This is a genomic window from Micromonospora sp. ATCC 39149, from assembly GCF_000158815.1.
Taxonomy (GTDB): domain Bacteria; phylum Actinomycetota; class Actinomycetes; order Mycobacteriales; family Micromonosporaceae; genus Micromonospora.
Map to the genome: position 1 here is coordinate 3,996,541 of NZ_GG657738.1, position 17,918 is coordinate 4,014,458.

The window sequence follows — 17,918 nt, forward strand, 5'->3', positions numbered from 1 at the left end:
AGGGAGTAAAACGCGGTGTGGCGGGGGCGGCTACGCTGGCACGGTCATCGGTGCCGTGGTGCGCGGTGCCACGCCGTGAGCCGATCCGGCGCGGTGGATCGGCCCGGTCAGGGGGAGGGGAGCGTGCCGTCGTGATCTTCAGAGCGGTCCGGGACGGGCGTCCCTATCCGGAGCACAACCTGACGCTCAAGCAGTGGGCGGAGATTCCGCCGCGTCCGCTGCGGCTGGACCAGTTGATCACCACCAAGCGCGAGTTGGCGCTGGACAAGCTGCTCGCCGAGGACTCCACCTTCTACGGGGACCTGTTCCCGCACGTGGTGCAGTGGAACGGCGGGCTCTACCTGGAGGACGGGCTGCACCGCGCGCTGCGCGCCGCCCTCCAGCAGCGCAACCAGATCCACGCCCGGGTGCTGGTGCTGTCCGGTCAGCTCGAGTGATCCGCTCCTCGACCTTCGTTAAGGTTGCGGAATGACTCCTGTCGACCTGCTGGACCTGGACTCCCTCCTCGACGACGAGGAGCGTCAGATCCGGTCCGTCGTGCGCCGGCTCGTCGACGACCGGGTCCGGCCGCACGTCGCCGAGTGGTACGAGCAGGGCCAGGTGCCGGCCCGGGAACTGGCCCGCGAGTTCGGCCGGCTCGGCCTGCTCGGCATGCACCTGACCGGGTACGGCTGCGCCGGTTCCACCGCCGTCGCCTACGGGTTGGCCTGCCTGGAACTGGAGGCCGGCGACTCCGGCGTGCGGTCCCTGGTCTCGGTGCAGGGCTCGCTGGCCATGTACGCGATCTGGCGCTACGGCAGCGAGGAGCAGAAGCGGCGCTGGCTGCCCCCGATGGCGACCGGTGAGGCGATCGGCTGCTTCGGGCTGACCGAGCCCGACCACGGCTCCGACCCGGCGTCGATGGCCACCCGCGCCCGCCGCGACGGCGACGACTGGCTGCTGCACGGCGGCAAGATGTGGATCACCAACGCGCCGGTCGCCGACGTCGCCGTGATCTGGGCCCGCGCCGAGGAGGGGGTGCGCGGGTTCGCCGTACCCCTGGACGCGCCCGGGGTGTCGGTGCGCGAGATGCGGCGCAAGATGTCGCTGCGCGCCTCCGTCACCGGCGAGATCGCGCTCGACGACGTCCGGCTCCCGGCCGACGCCCTGCTGCCCGGCGCGGCCGGGCTCAAGGCCCCGCTGAGCTGCCTCACCGAGGCCCGGCACGGCATCGTCTGGGGCGCGCTCGGCGCGGCCCGCGACTGCCTGGAGACCACCCTGGGGTACGCGACCACCCGCACCCAGTTCGGCCGGCCGCTCGCCGGCTTCCAGCTCACCCAGGCCAAGCTCGCCGACATGGCGGTCGAGTGGCAGAAGGGCTTCCTGCTGGCGCTGCACCTGGGTCGGCTCGCCGACGCCGGGAGGCTGCGCCCCGAGCAGGTCAGCGTCGGCAAGCTGAACAACGTCCGGGAGGCGCTGGCCATCGCCCGGCAGTGCCGGACCATCCTCGGCGCGAACGGCGTCTCCGGGGAATATCCGATCATGCGGCACGCCAACAACCTGGAGAGCGTGCTCACCTACGAGGGCACCTCCGAGATCCACCAGTTGGTCATCGGGCAGCGGCTGACCGGGCTCAACGCGTTCGCCTGACCTCGTCCTGCGGGGGTGGGGGTTCGCCGGGGCCCGCCCGCTCCGGGCGGTCAGGCTTGATCCCTGCGCGGGCAGGCCCCGGCAAACCCCTGACGTGGTCCCGGTCCGTCCGAGCGCGCACGCTCGGGTCATCCCCGGGCGCGGGCCCAGGCCAGGAAGCGGTCGGTCAGGTTGACCGGCGGGGTCGCCGGGGTCAGCTCCGTGAGCTGTGCGGCGGCTTCCTCCTTCAACGTCGCCAGATAGATCAGCAGGGCGGTGCGGTTGCCCCGGTACTCGACGAGCAGTGTCAGCCGTGCCGCGCCGCACGGCCATGGGTGGCCGCAGGCACGGCACAGCCAGATCGGGCGGACCGGGAGGTGTGGGTTGGCGTGTGGCATCAGCGGTGCCGCAGTGCGACCGCACGCGCCTCGTCGTCGGTCATCGGCAGGAACCACAGGAACCGCTTCACGATCTGCGGCGGGGTCGGGCCTTCCGGGCGGCCTCGGAGATCACGGATCGCCCGGCGCAGGAACAGCGTGAAGCCCGCGAGCAGCGCTCCGCGCAGGTGGTCGTCCATCGGCAGGTTCCGCCAGGTCGGGCAGGGGAACGGCTCGCCGTCGGATTCGCACAGCCAGTCTGGTCCTTCGGCGCGGTGCAGCTCCAACGCCAGCGGGACGGGAGTTTGCCTCATCACCGGCCCCCGTTCCCTCGCCAGCGCTGCGCCGGGGTCAGGTTGCCGACCCGCCCCGGGCCCTTCGTCGGGAAGACCTCGGTCGGCTGAGTCGCCCAGCTCGGCCGCCTGTTCGGCGGGGTGCGGCGGGGCTGTGGTGGTGGGACGGGTGGGGCCGGCTTGCAGCGCCAGAACCGGAAACGCATGGTGGGGCCTCCTTCGCGAGGTTGGGAGGGGCCGCCCCTGCCTGCGCGCAGCGGGGCGGCCCCGACAGGCGCGACCGCCGGGCTTCGGGTCGCCTCCACCGGCCGCGCCGCTTGTCCTTCCACCCTGGACGCAGCCCCCGTACGTTCGGAACAGTCACCGCCCGATCGCGGAGCGCGGCGACCAGATCCGGGCCAGCGGGGAAATCGTGTGGAGAGTCGTGGAAGGACGTGGAAGCTGTGGGAATCTCGCCTTCTGAGTACCTGACTCGTGAGCTGAGGCGACGCCGGGTGGCCGCCGGGCTGACTCAGGCCCAGCTCGGCGAGCTGGTCTTCTGTTCGGACTCGCAGGTGAGCGCGATCGAGACCGGGGCGAAGCCGCCGACGCTGGCCCACCTGACCGCCGTCGACAAGGCGTTGCACACCGGCGGGTACTTCGCGACGCTCTGGGACGAGCTGGTCAAGGGCGACGCCGCGCCGATGCGCGAGTGGATAGAAGAGATCGAGCGGGAGGCGACCGCGCTGCGCTGGTACGAACACAGCTTCGTGCCGGGGCTGCTACAGACGGAGGCGTACGCCCGAGCGGTCTTCCGCGCGGCGCGCGTGCCGGTCGCGGAGCTTGACCAGCACGTCGCGTCGCGGCTGGAACGGCAGGTGGTTCTCGCTCGCGACCCGAGCCCGCAGCTCTTCGTGGTGCTGGACGAGATGGTCGTCCGCCGGGCCTGCGGCGGCCCCGACGTGATGGCCGAGCAGGTCGAGCACCTGCTGACCTGCGCGGAGCAGCCGCATATCCAGTTGCACATCGTGCCGTTGTCCGCTGGCGTCTACTCAGGGCTCGCCGGGGCGTTCATCCTGGCCGACCTGCCCGACGGATCACGCGCCGGGTGCGTGGACCACCAGCTCAAGTCGCAGACCACAGGGCAGCCCGACCCGGTCGTTAGCCTGGGAGTGCGGTGGGAGGCGGTCCGGGGCGAAGCCCTCCCGCTCGGGCAGACGCTCGACGTGCTCAAGGAGGCAGCGAAGACATGGACGACCTGACGGGTGCCCTGTGGCGCAAGTCGACCCGCTCGGGCACCAACGGCGGCACCCTTGTCGAGGTCGCCGACAATCTTCCGGGCGTCGTCGGCGTACGGGACTCGAAGGACCCCACCGGGCCGGCGCTCGCCTTCGGGCCGCTCGCGTGGCGCGCGTTCGTCGCGCACATCCCCAAGCGGGCCTGACCCGACACGGGCAGCGGAAGGTCAGTGAATCTTGGACGATTCCGGCCCCTCCAGGGGCCGTGGGTTTCCAAGATCCGCTAGCTTCGGAGCGTTTCGGGCTGGTGGTGTTCGGGGGAGCATCGTCGGCCGGGTCCTGGCCCGCAAGATCGAGCGCTACCGGCGGGGTCGTTCACCACTGGCGGCGCGTGGTCGCCTTGGGGCCGGTCACCAGGGTCGCCGGCGGAACGTCGTCGGCCACGACCGCGCCGGCGGCGACCACGGCGTCACGGCCGATGCTGACGCCGGGCAGGATCGTCGCGCCCGCGCCGATCCACACGTTCTCCGCCACGTCGATGGGCGCGCCGGTGAGGTACAGCCGCCGCTGTTCGGGGTCGACCGGGTGGCCGCTGGTGATGAAGGTGACCTTCGGGCCGACCATCACGCGCTCGCCGAGCCGGATGCCGGCGTAGTCCAGGAACGTGCAGTTCTGGTTGATGAACACGCGCTCGGCAAGGTCGAGGTTGAGGCCGTGGTCCGTGTAGAAGGGCGGATAGATGGTGACTCTCCTCGGCAGCGGCCTGCCGAGGATCTGTGCGAACAACTCCGCCTTGCCCGCCTCGTCCTCGAAGGGCAGCACGTTCAGGCGGGAGGTCAGCTCGGTGACCCGCAGGACCCGGGCGGCCATGGCCTGGAACTCGGCGCTGTGGATGCGCATGAGACGGCCGCTGGGCATGCCACGACCTTATGGCGTGCCGGAGACCGGAAACGGCTCAGGGCCTCCTGCGGCCGGCTCGCCGTAGTGACGCTGGCAGGTGGCGATCTCGACGGCTGTCGCTCATGATCTCTGTGTACGACGAGCCGACCAGTGCGGTCACGACTGCGGCGACGGCGATGCGGAGGCCGCCAGCCGATGTGCTTGAGCTTCCGGTTCTCGCCGCCGGCCAGCCGAAGGCGGTCCGCGGCCACGCGGGGCTGTCACGCCCCGCGCAGCCAGCCGGAAAATTTTCCACATCAGTTCTCAGGATTTCTGCCATGCCGCCTCCGCGCGTGCATCTCCTTGACCAGAGATCGGCGAGATGCCGATGGCGCGTGAAAGGTCGATGCAGATGTACCAAGAGATGAGATGCGATGGTGGCCGCCGCGATGGGCGGGAACCAGGCGGCGGCGTGCTCGTGGCGGCATGCCCGACGTTGGCGTACAACATCGTCGGCCGGTCGATGGGCGGGTACGCCGATGCCGATGACGTCGTGCAGGAGACTAGGCTGCCTGCGGTGCACGGCTAGGTCGACCAGGTCGTCGCTCGCCTCAGCGCCAGCCTCAGTCACAGCTTCACCCACACTCGTCCGCCCTATCTGACCATGTAGGAGATCTTCCCGCTCAGGACCGTCACAAGAGAGCTCCTAAGCCGACACCCTGTGACCTTGCCGTGCCTGTGGAACGCCGGCGCGGGGGAAGTCTGCTATAAATCGTCACCGTTTTCCGCGCCAGCGCACCGCGTTCCGCAGTTTCATTTCCAGTTGCTGGTGATTATCCGCAATACGATCGAGAGGCTCTTCTTCATGCGATATCTGTCTGGAATCGCCGTGCGCCGTGCGGGGGCCGTGACGGTCCTTGCCGTCGCCGGGGTCGCCCTGGCCATGGGCGTTCCCACGGCTGCCTCGGCCGCCGACAGCACGGTCGACATGGTGGCGTTGGGGGATTCCTACGCGGCCGGCGTGGGGGCCGGGGCCGAGTCCGGCGCCTGCCGTCGTACCGGCGGCGCCTATGCGACGCTGTGGGCGAAGACGGCGGAGGACCGGGTGTCCCAGGTCCTCGCCGCCTGTAGCGGGGCATCGTCGGCCGACGTGCTGGCAAAGCAGATGGACAAGCTGAACGACGGGACCGACCTTGTCACGGTCACTGTCGGCAGCAACGATCTGGGGCTCGTCGAGGCGCTGAAGATGTGCGCCGACCCGAGCCAGGCGCAGGCCTGCGCGGTCAAGCTTGCTGAGATCCAGACCGCTGTCGGGACGACGCTGCCAGCCGGTCTCGCTAAGATGTTCGCGGGCATCGCTGCCAAGGCCCCCAAGGCGAAGCTCGTGGTGACTGGCTACCCACTGCCGTTCGCCGCCGGCGCCGACTGCCCCGGCCTGCCGCTGTCGCCGCAGGCACGGGCGGCCGGCAACGGGCTTGTCGGCGCTCTCAACACCGTCCTGGCGGCGCAGTCGAAGGCCCTCGGCGCGACGTACGTGGACGTGTCCGCGATCTTCGCCGGCCACGAGCTGTGCACCACGGCTCCCTGGCTGGTCGGCGTGGAAGGCCTCACCGCGCAGACAGTGCTGCACCCAACACTGAAGGGGCAGACCGACGGATATCTGGCCGCCATCGTGTCCCAGGTCGGCACCCCGCAGGACATTCTCGAGTGGATCGACGGGCGCGACCGGCCAGCACCGTCGACGAGCCCGGCCTCGCCCGTTCCCGCGCCCTCGCAGACCTCCGCGGTTGCCGCCCCCGGCACTGGCGGCGGCGAAGGCCTGCCGGTGACCGGTCCGAACATCTGGTTGGTGGTGGGTGCCGGTGTGCTGCTGATCGCGCTGGGCACCCTCGTATACCGAATGCTGCGCCCCACCACGATCCGGGTCACCGCCGAGTGAGACTTCTTCGCCTGATCTGATCCGGGATCGCCGGCGCTCCATCCCTGGGGATGGAGCGCCGGCCGCGCCACCAGCCGCGCTCGATGGGCAGCAGCGGCTGTGTGCGGTCGAGGGCCTGGATCTGGGTCTTCTCGTCGATGCTGAGGACCACCGCGCCGCCGAGCGGCTCCAGGTATAGGCCGACGATGTCGGCGACTCGCCCGCGAACTGGGGATCCTTGCTGAGCTTGTACGTACCGGACCGGTGCGGTCTGAGCCCGTGCTCACGCCACAGCTTCGCCACCCAGTAATGGGAGACACCGGCGTAGCGGCCCAGCCACAGGTCCACCGTGGGCCGCGACACCCCAGCCAGCGTCGCGATGTCCTACTTCCTACGCCCTTCGGCACGCAACACGATCCGCGCCCGCGTACCGACCACCGCCGACACTTCCGGGCCCTTGATCAACGCCCGCAGTTCGGCCCGCTCGTCCGACGACAGCTCCACCGGCACAGCCAACCACAACCGCCTCAGGTAAACACAACGGGATCAGAGGCACTAGCAGGATAAAAGGGATCAGGCTGTTCGCATGGGTCGCTCCGAAAAATCCTGATCGGTCGAATATGGCAGCTTTATGTGATTCATGTACGTCGAATTCTGTGAATTCCATGTGGAGATCGTTCGGGTTCTGTGGAAAGTGAGTCGCCCAATCGTGCCCGCATCGACATCTCAAGATCGTGATGTGACTTTCCGGGGTGCTGAGTGCTGGCCACGAGGGTCCTGGGGTCGGCTGGTCGAGGGTGGCGCCGGCCCCGCCACCTGCGGCGATGTCGGCGGTGCGACACATGATCCGCCCGTGGCGTCGAGGGCGTCCGGGCCGGTGTCGGTGTGCGCCCCGGGGCGCTGGCCGCGACGGGTGGCCCGGCGGCGGGGGTGCGGCCACCGATGTGGCCATTTCGCGAGTCGCGGCCATTCGGCGATCTTGAAATAGCGGTTTCTTCAGCCATGTTGCCCATTCACTCGCTGCGTTGCTATCATTACTTTCGGCTGTGGTGACCGGTTATTTCCAGTTTGTTTCGCCGGTTCTGGCGCGGCTCGCACGTGGTTGTGGCTGCCTGCTCGCAATATCGCAACCGGAGGTACGGATGCCACAAAAAATGGGCTGCGCTTTGCCTGGTCGCGTAACTACCGGCGAGAATTGGCGCCCGTTCTGCCATGCCTGAGCCCGTACCGCTGCGGGGCCTGCGCTTCGGCATCCTGGGCGCGTTGGAGGTGTTCCGCGACGGCGAGCCGTGCGCCCCGACCGCCCCGCTGCAACGCGCGTTGCTCACGCTGTTGCTGCTGCACGCCAACGAGCCGCTCCCAGTTTCCAGGATCGTCGACGGGCTCTGGGACAACCGGCCACCTCGGTCGGCCGTCGCCGCGCTGCAGATGTACGTCAGCGCGGTGCGCCGGATCCTCACCCCGAACTGGGCCGGGTCCGGCCCCGGCCGGCAGCACCCGATTCTGCTGACCAGGCCGTTCGGCTATGTCATCCGGGTCGGCAACGACCAGCTGGACGTGCACCGGTTCCGGTCCCTCGCCGCCGAAGGGCGTCGCCAGCTCAGCGAGGGCCGATGCGCCGAGGGCGGGGAACTGTTCCGGCGAGCCCTGGCGGTCTGGCGGGGGCCGGCGCTGTTCGACGTCGGCCGGTCCGACGCGATCGGACGGCACGCCGTTCGCCTGGAGACCGAACGGCTCGCGCTGCTGCAGGAGCGGATCGGCGTGGACCTGTGCCAGGGCCGGAGCTTGGAGTTGGTTGGCGAGTTGGAGGAGCTCTGCGCCCGGTACCCGTTGCGGGAGAGCTTCCATCAGCAGCGGATGCTGGCGCTCTATCTCTCCGGGAGCCGGGCCGAGGCGTTGGGCGCCTACCAGTCGGCCCGCCGGACGATGGTCGACGAGGCCGGGATCGAGCCCGGGCCGGGACTGCGCGCCCTACAGCGGGCGATCCTCACCGGATCGGCAGCCCCGTCGCTGCACTGCTCAGCGATCCGGTGCGCGACCTGCCTGGCCCGCAGCGATGCGCACCGGCCGCAGACCGGCCGCGGCGGCGAGATGACGGGCTGCCGGGCCAGCCACGGACACCCCGCTGACCTCGGCCGGGCCACCGGCGGTCAGGGTGACGGGGTCGGCCCGGCGAAGGTCAACCGCCAGTCCAGGGCCCGTCGGTAGTAGACCAGCGGTTCGCCGTCGGCGAGACCGCCCCGGGTGACCTCGCCGATGACGACCGCGTGGTCGCCGTGCTCGAAGACCCGCCTACGCAGGCAACGCAGGTAGACGGGCATCCCGTGCAGTCGCGGCACCGTTTCCTCCCAACCCCAGTCCAGCCCGGCGAACTTGTCGTCGCCGTGGCCGGCGAACACCCTCGCGACCTGACAGTCCTCGGCACCCAGCAGGTGTACGCCGAACTCCGCCTCACGCAGGAGCGTGCGGTACGAGCGCGACTTCCGGCCGATGGACATCAGGAGGGAGGGCGGACGGACGCTGTAGGAACAGATGGACGAGACGAGCAGGCCGCCCGGTGTGCCGTCCGGACGACGGACGGTCACCACCGCGACCCCGGAGACGAGTCTTGCCATCGCCTCCGTGAACACCTCAGCAACCGGCGGGGCAGCCCGCTCCCGGGTGGTCATCGACGCCTCAGACCGTGGCCGGCGTGGACATGGCGGCGAGGCAGGCGTCGAGCCGGTCGGCCGCGTCGGCGTCGTCGGCGACCGCGAGCACCGCGCGGTAGTCCCCAGCGGCCTCCGCGAACCGGCCCGCCGCTTGGTGCACGAGCGCCCGGTTGTACCGGATCTCCGGTGTGTCGAGCAGCTCCAGCGCACGGTCGAGGTCCGTGATCGCCGTTGTCAGGTCGCCGGAGCCGTAGCGGAGACCGCCCCGCAGCGCCCACGCCTCGGCCAGCCCGGCGTCGACCCCGAGCGCGGCGGTCAACGCCTGGTGGGCCGCCTCGGTCTCACCCCGCTCGGCCAGCACCCGGCCGCGCAGGCAGAGCAGGTGGGCGTTGTCGGGCTCGATGGCCAGGCCGGCGGTGACGTCGGCCCAGGCCCCGTCGAGGTCGTCCAGGTCGCACCGGAGTCCGGCCCGGTTCACCCACGCCGAGACATGCTCCGGATCCAGTTCGAGCACCCGGTCGAGGTCGGCGAGAGCACCCTCGGCGTCGTCCAGTTCGAGCCGGGCGTCGGCCAGGTTGTAGTACGCCTCCGGGAACGGTGGGGAGAGCAGCAGCGTCTGCTGGTAGTCCTCGATCGCCTCCGCGTTGCGGCCCAGCCGGCGCAGGACGTTGCCCCGGTTGAAGTAGTGGTCGGGGAAGTTCGGATCGGCGTCGATGACGAAGTTGTAGTCGGCGAGGGCCTCCTCCAGCCTTCCGAACATGCCGTACACCTGGGCCCGGTTGTAGCGCAGCCCGGTCCGGTGCAGCATCTGCTCCTCGGGTTCGAGTTCCCGGTCGAGCAGGGCCATGCCCTCGTTCAGCAGCCGCAGAGCCTCCTCGGGCCGCCCCTGCCGGGTTTCCACCAGAGCGAGCCCGTTGCGCTGGAACGCGGACTGGAAGGCGCGCTCCTTGGGGTCGGGCAGCAGCGATGCGATGGCGACCGCCTGGTTCAGCCAGCGGCGGGCCCGCTCGGGATCGCGCCGTTCGTCGTCGTAGTGCCGGGCGAAGAGCATCGAGGTGCCATACGCCGCGTGCATGTGGATGGCGGGATCGATGGAGATGGTGCGGGCCTCGTCGTACAGCGCCTCGGCCTCCTGGGCCCGGCTCGTCGCTGCCAACGAGGTGGTCACGTCACCGGTGAGATCCCACCAGAGGTCCGGGGCGTCCGCCAGGTCCAGGACCGCCCGGCCCCGCATGCCGAGTTCCACCGTGGCGTGGTACAGGCCACGGTTCTTGCAGTACACCTGTGCGTCCCGCAGTATCCCGGCGATCTCGGCCGGCGAACCGGTTCCCCGCTCGGCGTGGAACGGGACCGCGCCGAGCAGCAGCGACGGCTCGTTGCGGGAGACGAGGACGGCCTTGCGCTCGTCGTGCAGCGCGGCCCGGTCGGCGGCGGAGATGCTCCGGTACGCGGCCAGTCCGGTCGGATCTTCGTCGAGGCATTCGGTCGCCACGTGCGCGTGGGCCAGCTCGCGGATCGCCGCGTCATCCAGGCCGGCCAGGGTGGCCCGGTCGGCTTCGGTGTCCCCGCCGCTGGGCGTCTCCCCCACCTCGCGGGTCGCGTTTCCCTCCTGGCCGGTTGTGGCCCCGCCCGCCAGGGCAGTGTGGTGGATTGTCCGTTCTCGTAGGGTGGCCGGCAGCGAGACGCTGACCGGTCCGGGCGGTTCCAGCATCGGGTCGGTGCCCGTCTCCACCACGACGGTCAGCCGCGCCGCGTCCAGCCGCCGGAGCATCACGGCGACGAACTCGCGGTCGGTCGGGTCGGCCTCCTGCATGTTGGCGAACACGATGGTGCGTGGTGCGCCGTCGAGGGCCGCGAGGTAGTCGCGGATGAACTCGGTCAGCCCGTGCGCGATCCGCAGAGTGTGCAGCCGCGCCTGGTAGCGGGTCCGCGCCTCCGAGGTCGGCCGATGCTCCAGGGTGGCGCGGATGTGCGGCACCGCCCCGTCGAACTCGGGCGCGGCGGTCAGGATCTCGATGTGGTGCCGGGGCCCCAACTCGGGACAGCGCGCCAGCGCGTCGGTGCCGATCGCGCGCACGAGCTGACCCGCTGCCGTGTAGGGACCCCGGAGCCGGCGGTGGGCGTCGATCCGGGCGAGCAGCGGGGGAAGCTCCAGCCTCCCTCTGAGCCGGTCGTGGTCGGCCCGGCGATTGGCGGCGATGCAGTGATGGCTGCCCATGATGACGCCCCTTTCAGGTGATGACGTGCTGGAACTCCTGGGCTCTGCGCTGCCGCCGCTCCCGTGCCGCCAGCCAGACGGTGAGCAGGATCTGTGACAGGTTCAGGCCGAGGAACAGCATCGAGTCGATGAGCTGAGCGCCGGTGGACCCGGAGAATCGACCGATCGCGCCGGCGAACATCCGATAGATGGCCGGGGCCACCGCGACTACGAAGAGCGCCAGCGAGAAGGTGTAGCCGGCGACGATCAGCCAGGAGTACCAGCCGGCGGCGCGGCGGTCGACGGGATGCCACTGCGCCTCGTCGGCCATCCGTTCCCGGCGTCCCACAGCGGCGAGCACGCGGTTGCGCAGCAGCCGTTTGGCGGTGGTGTGCAGGTCGACGCAGCCGAGCAGGGTCGTGACCAGGACGTACAGGTCGGTACGCAGGTAGAAGAACAACTGCCAGGCGAGCCGGAGCAGAGTCGCGAATGCCAGCGCGAGGCAGACCCGGCCGACGGGGGAGAACGCGCCGTCGGAGGACCGGGTCAAATCGGCGACCAGGGTGAGGGTGCTCAGCGCCAGCCCGTCGAGCAGCATTCCGGCCAGGATCGGCAGGTAGCGCTGCCGGCGGGGCACGGTGACCAGCCCGTCGAGGTTGGTCTCCAGGACGACGTAGTAGAACCGGCGTCCGACGCTGACCCGCGATCGGAGGCCGAGTCGGCGGGCGGCCAGGACGTGGAACACCTCGTGCAGGACGATCAGGGGGATCGCGCCGGCGGCCAGGGCCAGCTCGATCACGGTGAAGTACTCGGTGAAGAAGAGATGCCGGTAGGTGGGCACCAGATCCGGCGAGCGGATCATCGCCAGGACCGCCCAGGCGACCAGGAGGCCATATCCGACGAGGGCGGGCGGGGAGAAGAGCACGGCGCCCAGCCGCTGCCCGCGTACCGGGGCTGGGTCGTCGACGACCCCGGCCTGCGCGATGAAACCCAGCTCGTCCAAGGCGGCTAGCACGTGTTCGATGTCGGCGCTCTCGCCGTACTCGCTGCGGTACCACCGGTCCACCTCGTTGGGTGTGTCACCGGCTGCGAGCCGTCGGACCAACTCCGCGCCGTCGCTCGGAAAGATGCCGTACGAGTCGGTGTCCCTCCGGCCGATGGTCACCTCGTCGCCGTCGGCGAGATAGACCAGCGGGTGGAGGAGCACTCTGCTGTCCTGGTCGTACCCCACTGCGGTCTCCACCGGTCCCACCCTTCCTCGGCTGGCCATGGAAAATGGTGTGACGTCGGGCGTGGGCGTCCAGTCCGCGCCCACGCCCGACGTCGTACCCCGTCAGAGCTTGCTGGGGTACGTGGTGCAGGCGGCGGTGGTCAGCCGGACCGGACCCGCCTTGCGGATCTTGATCTTCTTGAGCTCCTTCTTCTCCATGGTGTGCCTCCCCTCTGTGACTCGGATCTGACTCGATCCACGTTGGCGGGTGCCGCCAAAGCCCCGCCAATACGCCCCCAAACGACGGCGGCACGGCCAGCCAGGGGCGGATATGGGAAGGACAGCCCGGCTTGGCGGGCGGGTGTCGCAGGGGGGCCGTACCGTCATCGTCAGAGGATGTTCGATCGAGGATGGTGAGCGATGTCCCACGACGGTGAGGTCGACCGGCCCGCCCCCCGGGGTCCCTCCGGGGCCACGCGGGGGTTGCTCGTGGTGCTCGGCGCGGCGGCGGTGGCCGTTGTCGTGCTGCTCGGCGCGCAGGCCACCGGGGTGTTCCCCGACTTCCGCAACCCCTTCGCCAAGGAGCAGACCGACCGCAGCCAGCCGCCGCTGCTCAAGTCGATCCAGGATCTCAGCCGCTACGTCGCGGCCGAGGGCAACTTCCAGGTCGTGGTCGACCTACAGAACGACCGCGACAACGTGCCGGAGTTCCTGCTCAACCAGCGCACCCTCTTCGTCGGGGCGGGCAGCGTCGAGGCGTACGTCGACTTCACCAAGATCGGCGAGGGCGCGGTGGTCGTCTCGCCCGACGGCAAGTCCGTCGAGGTGAAGCTGCCCGCGCCGCAGCTCGGCCAGACCAACCTCGACATGGAGAAGAGCTACGTCGTGGCGGAGCAGCGCGGCCTGTTCAACCGGATCAACGACCTGGTGAAGGGCGACCCGAACCGTCAGCAGCAGGTTTACAAGCTGGCCGAGGACCGGATCACCGCCGCCGCCCGCGACAGCGGGCTGACCGCCCGAGCCCAGGAGAACACCGACAAGATGCTGGAGGGCCTGCTGCGCTCCCTCGGGTACGAGAAGGTGACCGTCACCTACACCGCCCCCTGACGCCAGCGCGAACCGGAAGAGCCCGCCCCGCAGGACCGGGGCGGGCGTGTTCGGGTGGCGGGTCAGTAGCGGGTGGCAGCGGCGTAGCGATCCTCGTTCGGCATCAGCACCCACAGCACCAGGTAGACGATCACCTGGGTGCCGGGCAGCAGCAGTGACAGCAGGAACAGCAGCCGGACCATGTTGGCGGACGTGTTGAACCGGCGGGCCAGGCCGACGCAGACGCCGGCGATCATGCGCCCCTCGCGGGGCCGGACCAGTTTGCGACTCATCGTCGTACTCCCACTCTGCGGCGTGCCCGCCGCCTCTGACTCAACGGTAGGAACCGCCGTTGCACCCGCCCTCCGTCCCGAGGGGGATCCCGGAACCTCTCACCCGTAGGTACTTACCCGGGCGGGCCCGCTCCGACGCGATCGCCGAGGCCGCGCAGGGGGAGGGCGTGAGCTGGCGGCGGGTAGGCTCGCCGGTCGGATCCGTACCAGGGCGTACGACGGCGAGGAAGTGCACGTGATCAGCGTTTTCGACCTCTTCAGCGTGGGCATGAGCATGACCTGGGGCTCACCTGTGACCCGGTCGGTGGCCTGGTGCAGATCCCCTGCCTCGAGCGGAACGCGGTGGCTAGCATCAAGGCGATCACTGCGGCCGGGCTGGCGCTGCGCGGTGATCGAGTGCTGAGCGGGTCGAGTGCGGTGAGCGGATCGGGCTCGGCGCGGATCGGGCGCGGAGCCGGCGAGGAGGCGCGGTGACGTCTGGCGTCGGGGCGGCCGGCCCGCGAAGGCCCGCCGCCCGCCTGTGGGCGCACCGCAACTCGCTGCGCATCCTCGTCCGCCGCGACCTGGCCGTGAAGTACCAGCAGTCGGTGCTGGGCTACTTCTGGTCGCTGATCGAGCCGCTCGGCATGGGCGCGATCTACTGGTTCGTCTTCGGGGTGCTCTACTCCGGCGACACGAGCCGGCACCTGGGGCAGGCCGCCGGGTCGTACCCGCTGTTCCTGATCACCGGCATCTTCGCCTGGATGTGGGCCAGTTCGGCGCTGAGCGAGGCGACCAACGCGCTGACCGGCCAGGCCCGGCTGATCACCACGATGAACGTCCCGCGCCAGGTGTTCCCGATCGGTCGGATCACCGGCCGGTTCGCCGAGTACGCTGCCGGCCTGCCGATCCTGGTCGCCATCGCCGCCGGGTACGCGGTGCGCGGCGAGGTGCGCCCCGGCTGGTCGGTGCTCGCCCTGCCGCTCGCCGTCGCCGTGCAGGCGGTGCTGCTGGTCGGGCTGGCGCTGCTGCTGTCGGCGCTGAACGTGCTGATGCGCGACATCGAACGGTTCATGCGGCTGGTGATCCGGGTGCTGTTCTACGCCACCCCGATCATCTACCCGCTGAGCCTGGTCCGGTCCTCGACGCTGCCGGGCTGGGTGAAGGCCGCGTACGAGCTGAACCCGCTGGTCGGCATCTTCCAGCTGCACCACGCCGTGTGGTACCCGGACCAGTTCCCGGATGCCCGGCTGCTGGCCACCACTGTCGCGGTGAGCGTGCTGGTGCTGGTGGGCGGCTGGTGGGCGTTCCGGCGGCTCGAACCCGCTGTGCTCAAGGAGCTGTGATGGCGGCGGATCCCATCATCGAGGCGGACGGCCTCGGTATCCGGTTCGTCCGCAACCGGCGGCGGCAGTTGCGGCTGCGCGAGTTCTTCATCCGCCCCGGCGGCCGGTCCGCCGCTGGTACGGGCCAGGCCGCCGGCACGGGGCGGTCGGCCGACGCCGGGCGGTTCTGGCCGCTGCGCGACGTGTCGTTCGCCGTCGCGCCCGGCGAGACGGTCGGGGTGGTCGGCCGCAACGGCACCGGCAAGAGCACCCTGCTGCGGCTGATCGCCGGGGTGCTCATCCCCGACGAGGGGAGCATCCGGGTACGCGGCGACGTGGCCCCGCTGCTGGAACTCTCCGCCGGCTTCTCCAACGACCTGACCGGGCGGGAGAACCTTTACCTCGTCGGCGGGCTGCACGGTCTGTCGTCGCGCTACCTGCGGAAACATTTTGATGAGATCGTCGCCTTCGCCGGCGAGCAGGTGGAACGGGCCATCGACACGGCGGTGCGCCACTACTCGTCGGGGATGAAGGTCCGGCTCGGTTTCGCGATCATTTCCCACCTGCCGCACCCGATCCTGCTCATGGACGAGGTGACCGCGGTCGGGGACGCGGAGTTCCGCGAGAAGTGCTATGCGACGATCGAGCGATTGCTGGGGGAGGGACGCACACTGGTGCTGGTGTCACACAACGAAAAGGATCTGACCCGGTTCTGCCGTCGGGGGCTCTACCTCGACGCCGGGCGGCTGACCGTCGACGGGACGATCGCCGAGGCGCTCGACGCGTACCACGCCGCGGTCGCACGGTGACCGTCGCGATCGTGCTCGCCGCCGGTGCGCCGGCCGGGAGCCTGCCGACAGGAGCCGGGGCGACGCCCGAGGGGGCGGGGCACGTCGGGGTGACGCTCGCCGATCGGCTCGCCGACCAGTGGCACCGGGCCGGGGTGACCCACGTCCGGCGGGCCGCGAACCTGACCGAGCTGGCGACCCTCGTCGACGCGGCCACCGGGCCGGTGATCGTCAGCGGGACGGACCTGGTGGCGCACACCGCCGTACTGCGGCACCTGGCCACCAGCCCGGTGGGGCCGACGGTGGCCCTGGTGCTGACCGACCCGCCGGCCCCCGGTCAGGCCGTGGTCCGTGAGGAACGCGGCCAGGTCGTCGACGCCGGCCCGGACGGGCGGCTCGACGGCGGGCAGACCGGGGTGTTCGGCGGCGCGCTGCGGGTGGGCCGGGACGACCTGCCCGCGCTGGCCGCCGCCGCGCGGGCCGCTGTGGCGGGCACGCCGATCGCCGGCACGGATCCCGCCGCCGTCGCCGGCCCGACGCCGTCCCCCGGGCCCGGCCCGGCCGGGTCCGCCGTGGACCGGCTGTTCACCGGCCTCACCGCGCTGGGCACGCTGACCTTCGCCCATCGGGTACGCCTGCTCGTCGCCCACCGGGTCGCCGACCCGGCCGGGTTGGCCGCCGCCGAGGCCGCCCTCGGCGCGGTCGACGAGGACCGGGCCGAGCTGCGGCTGTCGGTGAAGGAGAAGGACGACTTCTTCACCACGTTCTTCGTCAGCACCTGGTCGCCGTACGTGACGAAGGCGTCGGCGAAGCTCGGCCTGACCCCGACCGGGGTCACCGCGATCTCGGTGCTCTTCGCGGCGGTCGCGGCGGTGCTGTTCGGCGTCGGCGGCCGGTCGGCGCTGGTCGCCGGCGCGGTGCTGCTCTACCTCGGCTTCGTGCTGGACTGCGTCGACGGGCAGCTCGCCCGCTACACCCGGCACTTCAGCGCGTGGGGCGGCTGGCTGGACACCATGGCCGACCGGGCCAAGGAGTACCTGGTCTATGCCGGCCTCGGCTACGGGGCGACGGCCGCCGGGTTCCGGTACGGCTGGGCGCTGGCCGTCGCCGCGATGACGTTGCAGACCGTCCGGCACATGACGGACACCTGGTACGGGGTGCTGCACGACGAGGCGGCCCGCCGGCCGAAGACGGTCGGCGGTGCAAGTGGCGGGGGTGGCGGGATCGGCGACCGGCTCAACGCCGCGTCGACCCGGGTGCAGGCGGACACGGGTTCGCTGTCGTACTGGCTCAAGCGCACGGTGGTGTTCCCGATCGGGGAGCGGTGGGCGCTGATCGCACTGACCGTTGCGCTGTTCGGCCCGCTGGTCAGCCTCGTCGCGGTCCTGACCTGGGGGGTGTTGGCGTTCGCGTACACGGGTGCGCTGCGTACCCTGCGGGCCCGCTGGATGTGGGTGCCGGTGCTGGACACGGTCGACGCCACCCTGCACCGCGACGACGGGCCGATCGCGGCCCGGTTCCCGGTGCTGCGGCCGATGGGGCCGCTGACCCTCGCCGTGCTCGGGGCGCTCGGCCCGGCGGCGCTGCTGGTCGCGGCGGGCCTGCGGGTGCGTACCGGCGGCGAGGCGGGCGGGCTGGCCTGGGCGGTGCCGGTGGCGCTGCTGGTGCTGCTGGTCGCCGCGCTCGGGGCGGGGGCGGCGCACAACGGCCCGCTGGACTGGCTGGTGCCGGCGGCGCTGCGGGCCGGGGAGTACCTGTTCGCCATCGCCGCCGGCGTGGTCGGCGGGGCCCCGGCGTGGGTGGTCTTCGGGTACGTCTTCGTGCTCACCCTGCAGCACTACGACCTGACCGCCCGGCTGGAGAAGCGGCAGGCGGCCCCGCCGTTGCACGGTGCCACGCTGGGCTGGGAGGGGCGCTCGGCGGTGCTGGCGGTCGCGGCTTTCGCCGGATTCGTGGGGTTCGCCATGGCTACACTCGGTGCGTACCTGCTCGTGGTTTTCGTCGGGAGTGTGGTCCTGGCCTGGGTCGTCCTGCCCGCCCGCGCCCGGCGGGCCGTGGGTGTCCCGACGGGTGGAGAGGTCCGCCAGCCGGGCTGAC

Annotated in this window: 17 protein-coding genes and 2 pseudogenes; 11 read left to right on the forward strand and 8 right to left on the reverse strand. The window is 70.9% G+C overall.

Annotation, left to right across the window (positions count from 1 at the left end):
- Positions 1–131: 131 nt before the first annotated feature.
- Both MCAG_RS17130 and MCAG_RS17135 read left to right on the forward strand, forming a co-directional pair.
- Positions 132–437 carry a type II toxin-antitoxin system VapB family antitoxin gene (locus MCAG_RS17130; RefSeq protein WP_036373846.1) on the forward strand — a complete coding sequence of 102 codons (306 nt, stop codon included), beginning with the start codon at positions 132–134 and terminating at the stop codon, positions 435–437.
- A 31-nt stretch (positions 438–468) separates the two neighbouring features.
- Positions 469–1,629 (forward strand): acyl-CoA dehydrogenase family protein, encoded by a 1,161-nt coding sequence (locus MCAG_RS17135; RefSeq protein WP_007074244.1) that lies wholly within the window; start codon positions 469–471, stop codon positions 1,627–1,629.
- Between the two features lie 128 nt (positions 1,630–1,757).
- Here MCAG_RS17135 and MCAG_RS17140 read toward each other — a convergent pair whose 3' ends face one another.
- Positions 1,758–2,006 carry a hypothetical protein gene (locus MCAG_RS17140; RefSeq protein WP_036373849.1) on the reverse strand — a complete coding sequence of 83 codons (249 nt, stop codon included), beginning with the start codon at positions 2,004–2,006 and terminating at the stop codon, positions 1,758–1,760.
- Complete coding sequence (locus tag MCAG_RS17145) at positions 2,006–2,299, reverse strand: hypothetical protein (RefSeq protein WP_036373852.1); 294 nt, start codon at positions 2,297–2,299, stop codon at positions 2,006–2,008. Before MCAG_RS17145 ends, MCAG_RS17140 begins: the two co-directional genes overlap by 1 nt.
- 413 nt (positions 2,300–2,712) lie before the next feature.
- Here MCAG_RS17145 and MCAG_RS17150 point away from each other — a divergent pair, with 413 nt between their 5' ends.
- The gene (locus MCAG_RS17150) at positions 2,713–3,519 is read left to right on the forward strand and encodes a helix-turn-helix transcriptional regulator (protein WP_007074247.1); all 807 of its coding nucleotides are present in this window, start codon (positions 2,713–2,715) and stop codon (positions 3,517–3,519) included.
- Positions 3,507–3,701 (forward strand): DUF397 domain-containing protein, encoded by a 195-nt coding sequence (locus tag MCAG_RS17155; RefSeq protein ID WP_007074248.1) that lies wholly within the window; start codon positions 3,507–3,509, stop codon positions 3,699–3,701. Before MCAG_RS17150 ends, MCAG_RS17155 begins: the two co-directional genes overlap by 13 nt.
- Before the next feature lie 169 nt (positions 3,702–3,870).
- Here MCAG_RS17155 and MCAG_RS17160 read toward each other — a convergent pair whose 3' ends face one another.
- Positions 3,871–4,413, reverse strand: coding sequence for a DapH/DapD/GlmU-related protein (locus MCAG_RS17160; RefSeq protein ID WP_007074249.1), 543 nt, complete (start codon positions 4,411–4,413; stop codon positions 3,871–3,873).
- Positions 4,414–5,095: 682 nt separating this feature from the next.
- On the opposite strand from MCAG_RS17160, the gene MCAG_RS17170 reads away from it, so the two are divergent.
- Complete coding sequence (locus MCAG_RS17170) at positions 5,096–6,313, forward strand: SGNH/GDSL hydrolase family protein (protein ID WP_007074251.1); 1,218 nt, start codon at positions 5,096–5,098, stop codon at positions 6,311–6,313.
- A gap of 73 nt (positions 6,314–6,386) precedes the next feature.
- Here the strand turns inward: MCAG_RS17170 and MCAG_RS34930 are convergent.
- A pseudogene (locus MCAG_RS34930) lies at positions 6,387–6,613 on the reverse strand (IS630 family transposase); the annotation flags it as partial.
- Positions 6,614–7,504: 891 nt separating this feature from the next.
- On the opposite strand from MCAG_RS34930, the gene MCAG_RS17180 reads away from it, so the two are divergent.
- Positions 7,505–8,500: an AfsR/SARP family transcriptional regulator gene (locus MCAG_RS17180; protein WP_007074253.1), complete on the forward strand. Its 996-nt coding sequence runs from the start codon at positions 7,505–7,507 to the stop codon at positions 8,498–8,500.
- Here MCAG_RS17180 and MCAG_RS17185 read toward each other — a convergent pair.
- The 3 genes from MCAG_RS17185 to MCAG_RS17195 are packed head-to-tail and all read right to left on the reverse strand — an operon-like array spanning position 8,443 to position 12,383.
- The gene (locus MCAG_RS17185) at positions 8,443–8,961 is read right to left on the reverse strand and encodes a flavin reductase family protein (protein WP_050777988.1); all 519 of its coding nucleotides are present in this window, start codon (positions 8,959–8,961) and stop codon (positions 8,443–8,445) included. The two genes, MCAG_RS17180 and MCAG_RS17185, sit on opposite strands and share 58 nt — an antisense overlap.
- A gap of 7 nt (positions 8,962–8,968) precedes the next feature.
- Positions 8,969–11,161, reverse strand: coding sequence for a tetratricopeptide repeat protein (locus tag MCAG_RS17190; protein ID WP_007074255.1), 2,193 nt, complete (start codon positions 11,159–11,161; stop codon positions 8,969–8,971).
- 13 nt (positions 11,162–11,174) lie between these two features.
- Complete coding sequence (locus MCAG_RS17195; RefSeq protein WP_198141577.1) at positions 11,175–12,383, reverse strand: hypothetical protein; 1,209 nt, start codon at positions 12,381–12,383, stop codon at positions 11,175–11,177.
- Positions 12,384–12,770: 387 nt separating this feature from the next.
- Between MCAG_RS17195 and MCAG_RS17200 the strand changes: the two genes are divergently transcribed.
- Complete coding sequence (locus MCAG_RS17200) at positions 12,771–13,457, forward strand: DUF4230 domain-containing protein (protein WP_007074257.1); 687 nt, start codon at positions 12,771–12,773, stop codon at positions 13,455–13,457.
- Between the two features lie 62 nt (positions 13,458–13,519).
- Here MCAG_RS17200 and MCAG_RS17205 read toward each other — a convergent pair whose 3' ends face one another.
- Positions 13,520–13,729 (reverse strand): PspC domain-containing protein, encoded by a 210-nt coding sequence (locus MCAG_RS17205; RefSeq protein WP_036373861.1) that lies wholly within the window; start codon positions 13,727–13,729, stop codon positions 13,520–13,522.
- 264 nt (positions 13,730–13,993) lie between these two features.
- Here MCAG_RS17205 and MCAG_RS31835 point away from each other — a divergent pair.
- From MCAG_RS31835 to MCAG_RS17220, 4 genes and pseudogenes are all read left to right on the forward strand, one after another.
- Positions 13,994–14,128 (forward strand): annotated as a pseudogene (locus tag MCAG_RS31835) (L-serine ammonia-lyase, iron-sulfur-dependent, subunit alpha); the annotation flags it as partial.
- Between the two features lie 71 nt (positions 14,129–14,199).
- A complete protein-coding gene (locus MCAG_RS17210) occupies positions 14,200–15,054 on the forward strand; it encodes an ABC transporter permease (RefSeq protein ID WP_369751326.1) in 855 nt (284 codons plus the stop codon).
- A complete protein-coding gene (locus MCAG_RS17215) occupies positions 15,054–15,842 on the forward strand; it encodes an ABC transporter ATP-binding protein (protein ID WP_007074259.1) in 789 nt (262 codons plus the stop codon). Before MCAG_RS17210 ends, MCAG_RS17215 begins: the two co-directional genes overlap by 1 nt.
- A 41-nt stretch (positions 15,843–15,883) precedes the next feature.
- Positions 15,884–17,917 carry a CDP-alcohol phosphatidyltransferase family protein gene (locus tag MCAG_RS17220; RefSeq protein ID WP_050778198.1) on the forward strand — a complete coding sequence of 678 codons (2,034 nt, stop codon included), beginning with the start codon at positions 15,884–15,886 and terminating at the stop codon, positions 17,915–17,917.
- The last annotated feature ends 1 nt before the right edge of the window (position 17,918 follow it).